Consider the following 13709-nt stretch of genomic DNA (forward strand, 5'->3'; position numbering starts at 1 on the left):
CCACCATGACCACGCCCGGCACCCCGGGGCCCAGCGTCCGCCGTCACGGAAAATCGGTGATCGTCATCGGCGGGGGCATCTCCGGCCTCGCCTCCGCCGCGCTCCTCGCCCGCGAGGGGCACGACGTCACCCTGTACGAGAAGGCGAGCACGGTCGGCGGGCGCGCGAGCTCGTGGCAGTCCGAGGGCTTCCGCTTCGACCTCGGCCCGAGCTGGTACCTCATGCCCGAGGTCTTCGACCACTTCTTCCGGCTGATGGGCACGTCGTCGGACGAGCAGCTCGACCTCGTCACGCTCGACCCCGGCTACCGCGTGCTGTTCGAGGGCGTCGACGCCCCGATCGACGTGCCCAACGGCCTCGAGGCCAACGTCGCCCTCTTCGACGAGATCGAACCCGGGGCCGGGCGGAGGATGCGCGACTACCTCGCCTCGTCCCGCGAGACCTACGACATCGCCAAAGAGCGGTTCCTCTACACCTCGTTCCGCAGCTGGCTCCCGCTGCTCCGGTCCGACGTCGTCACGCGCCTCCCCACCCTGGCCAAGCTGCTCCTCACCACCCTCGAGAAGCGCGTCGCCGCGACGGTCACCGACCCGCGGCTGCGTCAGATCCTCGGCTACCCCGCCGTCTTCCTCGGCTCCGCTCCGGCGCAGACGCCGAGCATGTACCACCTGATGTCGACGCTCGACCTCGACGACGGCGTGCTCTACCCGCAGGGCGGACTGACCACCGTGATCCAGCGCATCGCCGCACTCGCCGAAGAGGCCGGCGTGCGGATCGTGACCGACGCCACGGTCGAGCGCGTCCGCACCACCGGCACCGGCCGCAGGGCCCGGGCCACGGGAATCGACTGGACCGACGCCGAGGGCGCGACCCGTGCATCCTTCGCCGACGTCGTCGTGAGCGCCGCCGACCTGCATCACACCGAGACGAAGCTGCTGCCGCGAGAGCTCCAGAGCTACGGCGAGGGCTACTGGACCGGCCGCGACCCGGGCCCGAGCGCCCTGCTCATGTATCTGGGCGTCGAGGGCGAGGTGCCCGAGCTCGAGCACCACACGCTCTTCTTCTCGCGCGACTGGCACGAGAACTTCGCCCGCATCTTCGGCCCCGACAAGAAGATCCCCGAGCCGCCATCGCTCTACGTCTGCAAGCCGTCGACGGTCGACCCGTCCACCGCCCCGGCCGGGCAGACCAACCTCTTCGTGCTGGTGCCGCTGCCTCCGTTGCCCGCACTCGGACTCGGCGGCCTCGACGGCGCCGGCGCCGACGTGCTCGAGAAGCTCGGCGACACCGTCATCGACCAGATCGCGACCTGGGCGGGCATCCCCGACCTCGCCTCGCGCCTCGTCGTCAGGCGGACGCGCGGCCCCCAGGACTTCGTCGACGACTACAACTCGTGGTCGGGAAGCATGCTCGGCCCCGCGCACACGCTGGCGCAGAGCGCGATGTTCCGGGCCGGCAACGTGTCGAAGAAGGTGCGAGGCCTCTTCTACGTGGGCGGCTCCGTGCGGCCCGGCATCGGTCTGCCGATGTGCCTCATCAGCGCCGAGGTGCTGCTGAAGAACCTGCGGGGCGACACCAGCACCGAGCCGCTGCCCGAGCCGGCGCCGTCCGTCGCTCCCGTCGTCCCGGCACCCGCACCGGCAGCCCCGGCCGCGGTCTGAGACGTGGGCGTCCTCTACCTCCTGGGGCTCCTGATCGCCCTCACCGGAATGGTCGTGCTCGACCGTCGCTTCCAGCTCTTCTTCTGGCGCGACTGGCGGCGGGCCGTCGTGATCCTGCCGGTCGGTCTGGCGTTCTTCCTCGCGTGGGACCTCCTCGGCATCCGCCAGGGGATCTTCTTCCGCGGTGAGACCTCGTTCATGACCGGCCTCCAGGTCGCACGCGAACTCCCGGTCGAGGAGCCGTTCTTCCTCGCCCTCCTCTGCTACCTCACGATGAACCTGCTCGCCGGCCTGCCGCTCCTGGTGGCGGCCGTGGACGGGCGGCGGGGCGACGAGCGGCGTGGCGACGAGCGGCGTCGCGACGAGCGGCGTGGCGACGAGCGCCGCCGCAGCGGCGAAGACCCGGGCCCGCGGGATGCACGGCTCGGCTCCTCCGCGAAAGGCACCCCCCGATGACCTACTGGGGCCTGAACGCGTTCTTCCTCGCCGCCGCCGTGATCGTGGGGGCCGTCGCTCTCGGGGTGCACCTTCGTCGTCGCCGCGAGTCGAACCGCCTCCGCAACGTCTCCTGGATCATCGCCGTCGCCATCCTCCTCACCATGACCGCCGTGTTCGACAACGTCATGATCGGCATCGGCCTGGTCGGCTACGACGCCTCGAAGATCAGCGGCGTCTTCGTCGGCATCGCGCCTCTGGAAGACTTCTCGTACTCGGTCGCGGCCCTGATCCTGCTGCCGTCGCTGTGGGTGCTGCTGCCCTCCCGCAGTCGTGACCGATCCAACGCCACCACACCGACCCCCGAGGACTCCCGATGAAGACCTTGCGTGCCCTCTTCGTCGTCTCCCGCCCGCTGAGCTGGGTCAACACGGCGTTCCCGTTCGCGGCCGCCTACATCCTCGGCCAGGCCGGCACGCTGCACTCGAGCATCCCCCTGGGCCTGACCCTCGGCAATCCGACCGGAACCTCGTCGGGCTCGTCGGCCCTGAACTCCCTCCACCTGATCGCCGCCAGCCAGTTCGACTTCTCGCACGTGAACTGGCTCGTCGCGATCGTCGGAATCGTCTACTTCCTCGTGCCGTACAACCTCGCCATGTACGGCATCAACGACGTGTTCGACTACGAGAGCGACCTCCGCAACCCGCGCAAGGGCGGCGTCGAGGGGGCGATGGTCGACAAGAGCTTCCACCGGACCATCCTCACGGCCGTGGTCGTGACGAACGTCCCGTTCCTGCTCTTCCTGCTCGTCGTCGGCAGTGCCCTCAGCTGGCTGGTACTCGGCGTCAGCGTGCTCGCCGTGATCGCCTACTCGCTGAAGGGCCTGCGCTTCAAAGAGCGCCCCGTGCTCGACTCGCTCACGTCGAGCACCCACTTCACGAGCCCGGCGGTCTTCGGCCTGGTGCTCGCCGGGGCGGTCTTCACCCCGCAGCTCTACGCCCTCCTCGTCGCCTTCTTCCTCTGGGGCATGGCGAGCCACGCGTTCGGCGCCGTCCAAGACGTCGTGGCCGACCGCGAGGGCGACATCGCCTCGATCGCCACGGTCTTCGGCGCGAAGGCCACGGTCCGGTTCGCCTTCGTCGCGTATGTGCTGGCCGGGGTGCTGATGCTGTTCACCACCTGGCCCGGGCCACTGGCCGCGATCCTGGTCATCCCCTACGCGATCACCGTCGCGCCCTGGTGGAACGTCTCCGATGCCGATGCCGAAGGGGCCAACCGGGGCTGGCGGAGGTTCCTCGCGATCAACTTCTTCTGCGGATTCGTGACGACGCTGCTGCTGATCTGGTGGGTGTTCCTGAGTCGTTAGCCCGTGCATCCCACGCGAGTCAACCCCTGGGCATCGGCGGCGGATTTGGCCCCCGAGGCCCGGTGAGTGCCACGGTGGAGTCTCTGGAGAAGTGATCCAGAGCACGCTAACGAAGGAGAACCCCATGAAAGGCAAGATCCTGTTCGTCGCCGGTCTCGCAGCCGGATACGTGGTGGGTGCCCGCGCGGGTCGCCAGTCGTACGAGAAGATCAAGAGCCGCGCCGGCAACGTCTGGCACGACCCGAACGTCCAGAAGGGCGTCCACAAGGCCGAGGACTTCGTCGCCGAGAACGCCCCGATCGTCGGCAAGAAGGCCGCCGAGACCGCCAGCGACGCTGCTCACGCCGTCTCCGAGAAGGTCAAGTCGGCCACGTCCAAGGCCGACGACACCACGACCACTCCCTAGTCATGGCGATGTTCGACTCGATCCTCGGCGGTTCCGACGGGGAGGGGGGCATCAAGGGCCTGTTCAACCTGGTCCGGTCGCTGCCCGAGACCATCTCGCGGATCATCCGGGGCGAGATCGACCTCGCCAAGGCCGAGCTGATCGCCAAGCTCAAAAAGGCCGGCATCGGCATCGGGATGCTCGTGGTGGCGGCGCTGTTCGCCTTCCTCGTGCTCGAGGTGCTGGTCGCTGCCGCCATCCTGGCCCTGACCGCCGTGTTCACGCCCTGGCTCTCCGCCCTGCTCGTGGCCGCTGGTCTGCTGATCGTGGCCGCGTTGTTCGGCCTGGCGGGCTACCGCATGCTCAAGAAGGGCACGCCCCCGGTGCCGAGCGAGACCGTCAAGAACCTGAAGTCGGATGTCCGTACGCTCCGAGGAGAAGACACGAATGAGCCCGAAAACGGCTGAGGCGTCGAAGGCCGATCCGAAGTCGCGCGAGGCGAAAGAGCTCGCCGACACTCCGTCGGCCGACGATTCGCGCAAGCCCGACAACCTGAACGACATCCACAGGCGTACCTGGGCCTACACGTTCAAGAAGACGCTGCGCGAGTTCTCGAACGACAACTGCACCGACCTCGCCGCCGGCCTCACCTATTTCGCCGTCCAGGCGCTCTTCCCCGGGCTGCTGGCCGTCGTCTCGCTGCTCGGTCTCTTCGGTCAGGCCCAGAACACCACCAACCAGGTTCTCGACCTGATTCGACAGTTCACGTCGGACCAGATCGTCGATGCGATCAAGGGACCGGTGGCCCAGCTCGCGAGCTCTCCCGCGGCCGGCGTGACATTCGTCGTCGGTGTGCTGGGCGCGATCTGGTCGGCCTCCGGCTACGTGGGTGGTTTCGGCCGAGCGCTGAACCGCATTTACGACCGTCAGGAGGGGCGACCGATCTGGAAGCTCCGCCCGACCAATCTCCTCGTCACGGTCATCGCCGTCGTGCTGATCGTCGTCGCCGGCCTGATCCTCGTGCTCAGCGGAAGCGTCGCCACCACGATCGGCAACTTCATCGGCCTCGGCGACACCGTCATCGACGTCTGGAACGTCGTCAAGTGGCCGGTGCTCGGCGTCATCGTCGTGGTCGTCGTGGCGGTGCTCTACTATTTCGCGCCAAACGTGAAGCAGCCGAAGTTCCGCTGGATGAGCATGGGGGCGTTGCTGGCCATCGTCATCTGGCTCCTCGCCTCCGTCGGCTTCGCCTTCTACGTCGCGAACTTCTCGCACTACAACAAGACGTACGGCGCCCTCGGCGGCGTCATCGCCTTCCTGCTCTGGCTCTGGATCACGAACAACGCGCTGCTCTTCGGTGCCGAGTTCGACGCCGAGACCGAGCGAGGGCGCGAGCTGCAGGCCGGCATCCACGCCGAGGAGGACATCCAGCTGCCCCCGCGCGACACCCGCCAGATCGACAAGAAGGCCGAGAAGCACGAGAAGGACGTGCAGGAGGCCATCGAGGTGCGCGAGGCGGCGGTCGCCGAAGACGATCCGTTCCACGGCCTCGAGGGGCGCGACCGGATCCGCGCCGAACGCGAGGCCATCGCCAAGTCGACGAAGCCCGCCGACACTGTGTGACCGGCGGCATCGCTCCCGACACCGGAAACGGCTCGAAACACCTGTAGCTACTGGTGTCTCGAGCCGTTTTCGGTGTCGCGACGCGCTGACCGAAGGCTAGAGGCTCTGCATCACCTTGAGCAGCGCACCTGTCGGGTCCGACAGCGTGGCGAGCCGCCCGTACGGCGTGTCGGCCGGCTCGTCCACGACGGCCCCACCGAGCTCGACGGCCCGCGCCAGAGCGGCGTCGGCGTCGGCCACCAGGAAGTAGACGAGCCACGCGGCCGGGGCCCCGGGCGCCCAGTAGGCCGACGCGTCCATCACCCCGGCGTACGGCTGCCCGTCGACGAGGAGCTGCGCGTAGCGGAACTCCGGGGTGTCGGCCATCGTCGCGGTCTGCCAGCCGAAGGCCTGCTGGTAGAACTCGACCTCTCGGTGGAACTGCGTCGTGTGCAGCTCGAACCAGGCCGGGGCGCCGACCTCGGCGATCACCCCGAGTCCGGGGTTGGTGCCGGGCTCCCAGGCGGCCACGATGCCGCGGTCGGCGTCGGCCGCGACGAGCATCCGCCCCATCTCCATGACGTCCTGCGGCCCCATCAGCACGTCGCCCTCGGCATCGCGGATCGCGGTGGCCGTGGTCGCGACGTCGGAGCTGTGGAGATACACGGTCCAGGCGTCGGGCACCCCGGGCGCCTGTTGCGGCATCATCCCGCCGACGGCCGCGCCCTCGAGGTCGAGTGTCACGTAGTTCCCGAAGTCCGGGCCGGTGTCGGTCGTGGTCCAGCCGAAGAGCCCCTCGTAGAAGCGCTTGGCCGCCGGCACGTCCGACGTGTTCAACTCGATCCAGATGGGCGCACCCGTCGGGAACGTCAGGGGAGCGGGCATGGCAGTGCCTTTCTAGTAGTCGAATCCGAGCTCGGCGGGGTACTCGCCGCGGGCGGTGAGCTGGGCGGCCGCCTGCTGCACGTGGGCCAGGGCGAGACGCAGGATGCCCGGGCCGAAGCTCACGCGCGAGACCCCGAGTTCGGCGAGCCGCGCGAGGGGCACCGATGTCGGCCCGGAGATGACCGACACCTTGCCGCCGATCTCGTCGAGGGCGCGCTTCACGAGGTCCTCCGTCGAGAGGCCGAGGACGAATGCGCAGTCCGCTCCCGCCTCGAGGTAGGCGTTCGCTCGGCGCACCATGTCCTCCCAGTCGTCGGGGGCCCCGGCGAGCACGTCGACCCGCGCGTTGATGACGATCGGCACTCCGGCGCGGTCGCCGGCGGCACGGGCGGCGGCGATCTTGGCGACCTGGGTGTCGAGGTCGTAGAGGGGAGCCTTGGCCTGCCCCAGCGAGTCCTCGATGTTGAGGCCGGCGGCACCCGCTTCGATCAGGCGCCAGACGGTGTCGCGGGTGCCCGGTGCGTCCTTCGCGTAGGCCTTCTCGAAATCGACGGAGACCGGCAGATCGACGGCACGGATGACCAGCTGCGCGGCGGCGAGGGCCTCGTCGACGTCGAGCCCCTCACCGTCTTCCACCCCGTGGGCGTCGCTGATCGAGTGGCTGGCCGTGGCGAGCGCCTTGACGCCCGGTGTGGCTGCGACGACGCGCGCCGTGACGGCGTCCCAGACGTTGGTCACGATGAGTGGGTCGCCGGGAACGTGCAGCGAGCGGAGGAGTTCGGCCTTCTCGGCCGTGGACTGGATCGACATGCCCCCATCGAACCAGCCCCGCCCCGACAGCACCAGAGCGCGGCCGGGGCGAGCCGTCAGACCCGAGCCGTCAGACCCGAGCCGTCAGACCCCAGTCGTCAGACCCGAGCCGTCAGAAGTCGGTGATGCAGTCGACCGGGCGATCCGGGGCGAAGAGGGCGGATGCGCGGGCCACCGCCCCGTCCGCGTGCGCGACGATCAGACCCGCCTCCGCCAGCACGCCGGCCGACACCCCGCCGAGGTAGAGGGAGGCGAGGGTCGCGGCGTCGAGCTCGAGGTCGGGCAGGGCATCCCCCGTCTCGGTCAGGGTTCCGGTTCCGCCCTCGACGGCCAGCGTGAAGGTGCCCTCGCAGTAGCCGAGGTCGTCGTGGATCCGCAGGACGAGGCTGCCGTCGAGCGCATAAGGGCGGGCCGACAGGGCGGTGATCGGGTCGAGCACCCGCAACCAGATGTGGTCGGCCTCGCGGGTCGTCTCGAGGGTGCGGCTGTCGACGAGGGCGTGCAGCAGGGCGGTGTCGACCGCGCCGTGCCGGTACTCGATGGCGTCGACGAGGTCGACCCGCCCGAGGAAGTTCCAGAGGCCGAGGTAGGCGTTCGCGTCGGCGCCGACCAGGTCGACGACCTCGAGGACGGAGAGGCGGCCTTCCTCCTTCATGCGGTACGTGACGTAGCCGTCGATCGCGCCCGGGGCCTCGCCCTCGGCAGTGGGCGCGTAGTGCACGGCGGCCCGCACCGACTCGTCGGGCTTGCCCTCGTCGGTCTTCAGGCCGAGCACGCGGTCCCAGAACTGCTTCTGCCGATCGACCGACCCCGGCGTCCGGGCGTGGTACCCCGCGAACACCGCCCGGGCGACGGTGCCGAGGGAGGCGGCGTCGGCCAGCTCGACGCGGCCGGCGGGCTTGACGTGCAGCCCGAACGGTCGGTCGCGTCGAAGTCGCACACTCCGGTTGCGCACGGCGGGGCCGAAGCCGAAGCGGCGGTAGATGGTCGATTCGCTCGCGGTCAGCGCCGCCAGGGCCAGGCCGTCGGCAGCGGCTGCGGCGAGCCTGTCGGTCATCAGGTGGCGGAGCATCCCCCGTCTCTTGTGGGTCGGACGCACGGTGACGTCGGAGATCAGATACGAGTCGACGAGGATGCCCCCGCCCACGTCGATCGTCTTCGTGTAGCCGGTGTACGTGCCGACCGGCCACGTCTCGGCCAGTGAACCCGGCAGGGGCTCCTTCGCGTACACGCCCGTGAAGACGCGCCCGTCGTCGATCGCCCCGAGAGCCCCCTCGAGCACCGCGGCGTCGCTGTTGCTCTGGTGGAAGGCGATGCGGGTGGCGGCCAGCCAGTCGCGCGTGCGGTCGTCCGGCACGCCGTCGACCAGGGCGGGATCGAAGGTGCGGAGGTCGTAGTCGTCGTCGAAGGAAGCCATCGGATCAGCCTACGGGGGATGCACAGCCAATGCTCAACTGAAATATGTATTCTTCACGCAATCTGCCCCGATCAGGAGAACCGCCCATGTCGAACAACTCCCGCCGCCAAGAAGCCCGAGAGCGAGCCCGACTCGCCCGCATCGCCGCCCAGAGGCGCGAGCGTCGGGTCACCGTGCTCCTCCGCTCCAGCATCGTCGTCGGAGTCCTCGCCGTGCTGACGGTCGTCACGCTCGTGATCATGGCCGGGGTCAAGCCCGCAGGGCCCGGCCCGCGCAACCTGGCCGACGGCATCATCATCGGCGAAGGCTCGAAGGCGGTCCGCACGGCCGCCCTCAGCGCCGGTGAGGAGCCCTCGGCCCTCGTCGGCGTGGGTGGTGGCTCCGGTCCGGCGACGATCAAGCTCTTCGTCGACTACCAGTGCCCCGGGTGTGGTGCGCTCGAGAAGGAGAACGCCGACTACCTCGCAGGCCTGGTGGAGTCCGGCGCCGCGACCCTCGAGTACCACCCCGTCGCCATCCTCGACCGCATGTCGCTCGGTGCCCGCTACTCGAGCCGCGCCGCGAATGCCGCCGCCTGCGTCGCCGACCTCTCGCCGGACGCGTTCCCCGCCGTCACCGCCGCCCTGTTCGCCGCTCAGCCGGAGGAGGGCACGCGCGGCCCCGACGACGCGGAGCTGGCCAAGACCGTCACCGCCGTGAAGGGCCTCCAGAAAAAGGCCGAGATCCGCTCCTGCATCGACGACCAGCGTTTCGGCGGCTGGGTGAAGGAGGCCACCGACCGTGCGCTCGCCCAGGGCGCGCCGGGCACCGACCTCGACAAGCTGTCGCAGACGCCGACCGTGGTCGTGAACGGCAAGGTCTTCGACGCCTCGAAGGGCGTCACGTTCCAGGCGTTCGTCGCGTCGGTCGTCGGCGATGCCGCGAAGGCGGACGACTCGGCGAAGGGCGACTCCGCGACCGAGACGCCGGCTCCCGAGGCCGGAGCCCCCGAGGTGCCGCAGACCGAGCCCGAGCAGCAGCAGTAACCGCAGGCGCCCCTCAGTCAATCGCGCGCTGCACGGGGTGGACCCGCACCATCAGCGCCAGTCCGCCCAGCAGCACGATCGCGATCCCGATGATCCCGAACCGCGTGTCGCCGGTGACGGCCACGAACAGGGTGAACAACAGCGGTGCCAAAAAGCTCACCGCACGCCCGGTCGTGGCGTAGAGCCCGAAGACCTCGCCCTCCCGGCCGGGCGGAGTGACCCGCGCCAAGAAGGAGCGGCTCGCCGACTGCACCGGGCCGACGAACAGGCAGAGGAACAGGCCGCAGATCCAGAAGCCGAGCTGGGCATCCCCCACGAAGAGCACCACGATGGCCGCGAGCACGAGGCCCACCAGCGACGCCATGATGATCCGCTTCGCTCCGAGCCGGTCGTCGAGGCTGCCGGCCGCGAAGCTGCCGATGCCGGCGACGAGGTTGGCGGCGACGGCGAAGTAGATCACTTCGCTCGACGAGAAGCCGAACACCTGCGACGCGATGATCGCCCCGAACGTGAACACCGCCGCCAGGCCGTCGCGGAACACCGCCGACGCCACAAGGAAGAGCAGCACCTGCGGGTTCTTCCGGTAGAGCTCGGCGATCGTCCGCCCGAGGCGCCGGTACGAACCGGCGATGCCGATACGAGCGTGGGATGCCCGGCTCGGGTCCCGGGGGATCTCCGGCACCGACAGCAGCAGCGGCACTGCGAACACGCCGAACCAGATCGCGGCGACGAGGATCGCCAGCCGCACGCTCCACACCCCGCCCGCCGTCGACGAGGCGACTCCAAGCAGACCCGCGTGCCCGTCGACCCCGAAGCTCTGCAGGAACAGCACCAGTAACACGACGAGCAGGACGATCCCGCCGATGTAGCCGGCGCCCCAGCCCCAGCTCGACACGCGTCCGATCGTCTTCGGGGTGGAGACCTGCACGAGCATCGCGTTGTAGTTGACGCTCGCGAACTCGAAGACGAGGTTGCCGACGGCGAGCAGGGCGGCGCCCAGCACGAGGTACGACGGGATAGGCGCGACCAGCACCATCGCCGCCATCACGAGCACCAGGACGCCCGAGTTGATGCCGAGCCAGAGCTTGCGCCGCCCGCTGCCGTCCGACCGTTGCCCCAGGATCGGCGCGAGAAGAGCGACCAGGATCCCCGCGATCGTCAGCGCCCCCGAGACGATCGTCGCATTGTGCGCCTTCGCCGCGACGAGGGCCGGGTTGGTCGTGTCGTCGCCGGCAGCCGCCACGATCGTGGGGTCGACGAACGCCCCGCTCGCCAGGTAGGTCGAGAAGACGAACGTGGTGACCACCGCGTTGAACGCCGCCGAGCCCCAGTCCCAGAACGCCCACGCGACGATGCGTCGGCGCGGGATCGGAGCGGTGTCGGCCAGCGTCGCCTGCGTCATGCCTGGAACCTAGTGCCAAGCGGTGAACGAGCGGTAGCGCGGGATGCACGGTTCCCGCCCTCGACGAAGACTTGAGTCACTCTGGCTCAACTTTCAGTTTCGCGACTTGACTCTCAGGTCAGCCTGCGTAAACTTGAGCCTGTTGGACTCAACCCCAACCCCCGGTTTTTGAACACTCTTCGAACCATCACGCTTCGAACCGCAAGCAGAAGGAGAACACCCCCATGGCCCGTGCAGTAGGCATCGACCTCGGAACCACCAACTCGGTGGTCGCCGTCCTGGAGGGCGGCGAGCCCACCGTCATCGCGAACGCCGAGGGCCTGCGCACCACGCCCTCCGTCGTCGCGTTCACCAAAGACGGCGAGGTGCTCGTCGGCGAGACCGCCAAGCGCCAGAACGTCACCAACGTCGACCGCACCATCGCGTCCGTCAAGCGCCACATCGGCACCGACTGGACCGTCGCGATCGACGACAAGAAGTACACCCCGCAAGAGATCTCGGCGCGAATCCTCTCCAAGCTGAAGCGCGACGCCGAGCAGTACCTCGGCGAAGAGGTCACCGACGCGGTCATCACCGTCCCCGCCTACTTCGGCGACGCCGAGCGTCAGGCCACGAAGGAGGCCGGTGAGATCTCCGGTCTCAACGTGCTCCGCATCATCAACGAGCCGACCGCGGCCGCTCTCGCCTACGGCCTCGACAAGGGCAAGGAAGACGAGCTCATCCTGGTCTTCGACCTCGGTGGCGGCACGTTCGACGTCTCCCTCCTCGAGGTGGGCAAAGACGACGACTTCTCCACCATCCAGGTCCGCGCGACCTCCGGTGACAACCGCCTCGGCGGCGACGACTGGGACAACCGCATCGTCGACATGCTGATCAAGAAGTTCAAAGACGCCAACGGTGTCGACCTCTCGACCGACAAGATCGCGAAGCAGCGCCTGAAGGAGGCCGCTGAGCAGGCCAAGAAGGAGCTCTCCTCGAGCACCTCCACGAGCATCCAGCTGCCCTACCTCACGCTCACCGCGGACGGCCCCCTCAATCTCGACGAGACCATCACGCGCACCCAGTTCGAGCAGCTCACCAGCGACCTGCTCGAGCGCACCAAGAAGCCCTTCAACGACGTCATCAAGGAGGCCGGGGTCAAGGTCGGCGACATCGCCCACGTGGTCCTCGTGGGTGGCTCGACCCGTATGCCCGCCGTCTCCGAGGTCGTCAAGCAGCTCACCGGCGGCCAGGAGCCCAACAAGGGCGTCAACCCCGACGAGGTCGTGGCCGTCGGCGCCGCCCTCCAGGCCGGTGTCCTCAAGGGCGAGCGGAAAGACGTCCTCCTCATCGACGTCACCCCGCTCTCTCTCGGCATCGAGACCAAGGGTGGCGCGATGACCAAGCTCATCGAGCGCAACACGGCCATCCCGACCAAGCGCAGCGAGACCTTCACCACGGCCGACGACAACCAGCCGTCCGTCGCGATCCAGGTCTTCCAGGGCGAGCGCGAGTTCACCCGCGACAACAAGAACCTCGGCACGTTCGAGCTGACCGGTATCGCACCGGCTCCGCGGGGCATCCCCCAGATCGAGGTCACCTTCGACATCGACGCCAACGGCATCGTGCACGTGTCCGCCAAAGACAAGGGCACCGGCAAGGAGCAGTCGATGACCATCACCGGTGGCTCGTCGCTCTCGAAGGACGACATCGAGCGCATGGTGCGCGAGGCCGAGGAGAACGCCGCCGAAGACAAGGCGCGTCGCGAGGCCAACGAGCAGCGCAACACGGCCGAGCAGATGGTCTACTCCGTCGAGAAGCTCCTCAAGGAGAACGACGAGAAGCTCCCCGCCGACGTCAAGAGCGAGGTCCAGGGCGACGTCGACTCGCTGAAGTCCGCGCTCGCGGGCGACGACGACTCGGCCATCAAGCCGGCTCTCGACAAGCTCACCGAGTCGCAGCAGAAGATCGGTCAGGCGCTGTACGCGTCCGACCAGGCCACTGCCTCCGCCCCGACCGACGAGGCGCCCGCCGAGGGCGCTGCGGCGAACGACGAGGACATCGTCGACGCCGAGGTCGTGGACGACGACGAAGAGAAGAAGTAGTCGATGACCGACGCGAAGAACGACACCCCCGACGAGGAGCCGGTCCAGCCGGTCTCCGACGAGTCGACCCAGCCTCAGGGCGAGGCCACCTCCGAAGACGGCAGCACTGCTGACGTCGACGGGGTGGAGGACCTCGTCGAGGCCGAGGGGCCAGACATCGAGTTGAGCGCCGAAGACAGCGCCATCCTCGACCAGGCCTCGGTCGACCTCGTCGCCGACATGCGCCAGGACATGCTCCGGGCGCAGGCCGAGCTGGTCAACTTCCGGAAGCGCGTCGAGCGCGACCGCGAGGCCAACCGCGACGCCGTCATCGCCGAGGTCATCCGGGCCGTCCTGCCGGCGCTCGACGACCTGAACCGGGCGGAGACGCACGGAGACCTCGCCGAGGGTCCCATGACCGTCATCGCCCAGAAGCTCCGAGGCGGGTTCGACCGTTTCGGGTTGACCCAGGTCGGCGCGAAGGGCGACGTCTTCGATCCGAAGATCCACGACGCGATCGTCCAGCTCCCCACGGCCGACGTCACCGTCAACACGGTGGCCGACGTGATCGAGCCGGGCTACCTCCTCGGGGAGCGCGTGCTCCGCGCCGCCAAGGTCGCGGTCTCGGTCCCGGCCTAGCACCACCAGCACCACCGGC

The 13709-nt window shown here is 69.0% G+C and carries 14 protein-coding genes; 10 read left to right on the forward strand and 4 right to left on the reverse strand.

The annotated features are described in order from the left end of the window. Nucleotides 1-5 precede the first annotated feature (5 nt). The 7 genes from crtI (at nt 6) to ABEA39_RS12250 (ending at nt 5470) form a co-directional block, all read left to right on the forward strand. The gene (gene crtI, locus ABEA39_RS12220) at nt 6-1661 is read left to right on the forward strand and encodes a phytoene desaturase family protein (RefSeq protein WP_345376584.1); all 1656 of its coding nucleotides are present in this window, start codon (nt 6-8) and stop codon (nt 1659-1661) included. A gap of 3 nt (nt 1662-1664) precedes the next feature. After that, entirely contained in the window at nt 1665-2117 is a 453-nt protein-coding gene (locus ABEA39_RS12225; RefSeq protein WP_345376172.1) for a lycopene cyclase domain-containing protein, read from the forward strand. Further along, nucleotides 2114-2476, forward strand: coding sequence for a lycopene cyclase domain-containing protein (locus ABEA39_RS12230; protein WP_345376173.1), 363 nt, complete (start codon nt 2114-2116; stop codon nt 2474-2476). Before ABEA39_RS12225 ends, ABEA39_RS12230 begins: the two co-directional genes overlap by 4 nt. Further along, complete coding sequence (locus ABEA39_RS12235) at nt 2473-3462, forward strand: prenyltransferase (RefSeq protein ID WP_345376174.1); 990 nt, start codon at nt 2473-2475, stop codon at nt 3460-3462. The genes ABEA39_RS12230 and ABEA39_RS12235 overlap by 4 nt, the downstream gene beginning before the upstream one ends. A gap of 124 nt (nt 3463-3586) precedes the next feature. Further along, a complete protein-coding gene (locus ABEA39_RS12240; protein ID WP_345376175.1) occupies nt 3587-3868 on the forward strand; it encodes a hypothetical protein in 282 nt (93 codons plus the stop codon). A gap of 2 nt (nt 3869-3870) precedes the next feature. Continuing rightward, a complete protein-coding gene (locus ABEA39_RS12245; protein WP_345376176.1) occupies nt 3871-4314 on the forward strand; it encodes a phage holin family protein in 444 nt (147 codons plus the stop codon). After that, nucleotides 4295-5470, forward strand: a complete 1176-nt coding sequence (locus ABEA39_RS12250) for a YihY/virulence factor BrkB family protein (RefSeq protein ID WP_345376177.1) — start codon at nt 4295-4297, stop codon at nt 5468-5470. Before ABEA39_RS12245 ends, ABEA39_RS12250 begins: the two co-directional genes overlap by 20 nt. A 96-nt stretch (nt 5471-5566) precedes the next feature. Here ABEA39_RS12250 and ABEA39_RS12255 read toward each other — a convergent pair whose 3' ends face one another. From ABEA39_RS12255 to ABEA39_RS12265, 3 genes are all read right to left on the reverse strand, one after another. Next, nucleotides 5567-6334, reverse strand: coding sequence for a VOC family protein (locus tag ABEA39_RS12255; protein ID WP_345376178.1), 768 nt, complete (start codon nt 6332-6334; stop codon nt 5567-5569). 12 nt (nt 6335-6346) lie between these two features. After that, entirely contained in the window at nt 6347-7144 is a 798-nt protein-coding gene (locus tag ABEA39_RS12260; protein ID WP_345376179.1) for an isocitrate lyase/PEP mutase family protein, read from the reverse strand. 112 nt (nt 7145-7256) lie between these two features. Continuing rightward, entirely contained in the window at nt 7257-8561 is a 1305-nt protein-coding gene (locus tag ABEA39_RS12265; RefSeq protein WP_345376180.1) for a GNAT family N-acetyltransferase, read from the reverse strand. A gap of 86 nt (nt 8562-8647) precedes the next feature. Here ABEA39_RS12265 and ABEA39_RS12270 point away from each other — a divergent pair, with 86 nt between their 5' ends. Then, nucleotides 8648-9586, forward strand: coding sequence for a DsbA family protein (locus ABEA39_RS12270; protein WP_345376181.1), 939 nt, complete (start codon nt 8648-8650; stop codon nt 9584-9586). Between the two features lie 13 nt (nt 9587-9599). Here the strand turns inward: ABEA39_RS12270 and ABEA39_RS12275 are convergent, their stop codons facing one another. Continuing rightward, nucleotides 9600-10988, reverse strand: coding sequence for an MFS transporter (locus ABEA39_RS12275; protein ID WP_345376182.1), 1389 nt, complete (start codon nt 10986-10988; stop codon nt 9600-9602). Between the two features lie 224 nt (nt 10989-11212). Here ABEA39_RS12275 and dnaK point away from each other — a divergent pair, with 224 nt between their 5' ends. Both dnaK and ABEA39_RS12285 read left to right on the forward strand, forming a co-directional pair. Then, nucleotides 11213-13072 carry a molecular chaperone DnaK gene (gene dnaK, locus ABEA39_RS12280; RefSeq protein ID WP_345376183.1) on the forward strand — a complete coding sequence of 620 codons (1860 nt, stop codon included), beginning with the start codon at nt 11213-11215 and terminating at the stop codon, nt 13070-13072. Nucleotides 13073-13075: 3 nt separating this feature from the next. After that, the gene (locus ABEA39_RS12285) at nt 13076-13690 is read left to right on the forward strand and encodes a nucleotide exchange factor GrpE (protein ID WP_345376184.1); all 615 of its coding nucleotides are present in this window, start codon (nt 13076-13078) and stop codon (nt 13688-13690) included. Nucleotides 13691-13709 lie beyond the last annotated feature (19 nt).

This window comes from Frondihabitans cladoniiphilus (assembly GCF_039544345.1).
In the GTDB taxonomy this organism is placed as follows: Bacteria; Actinomycetota; Actinomycetes; order Actinomycetales; family Microbacteriaceae; genus Frondihabitans; species Frondihabitans cladoniiphilus.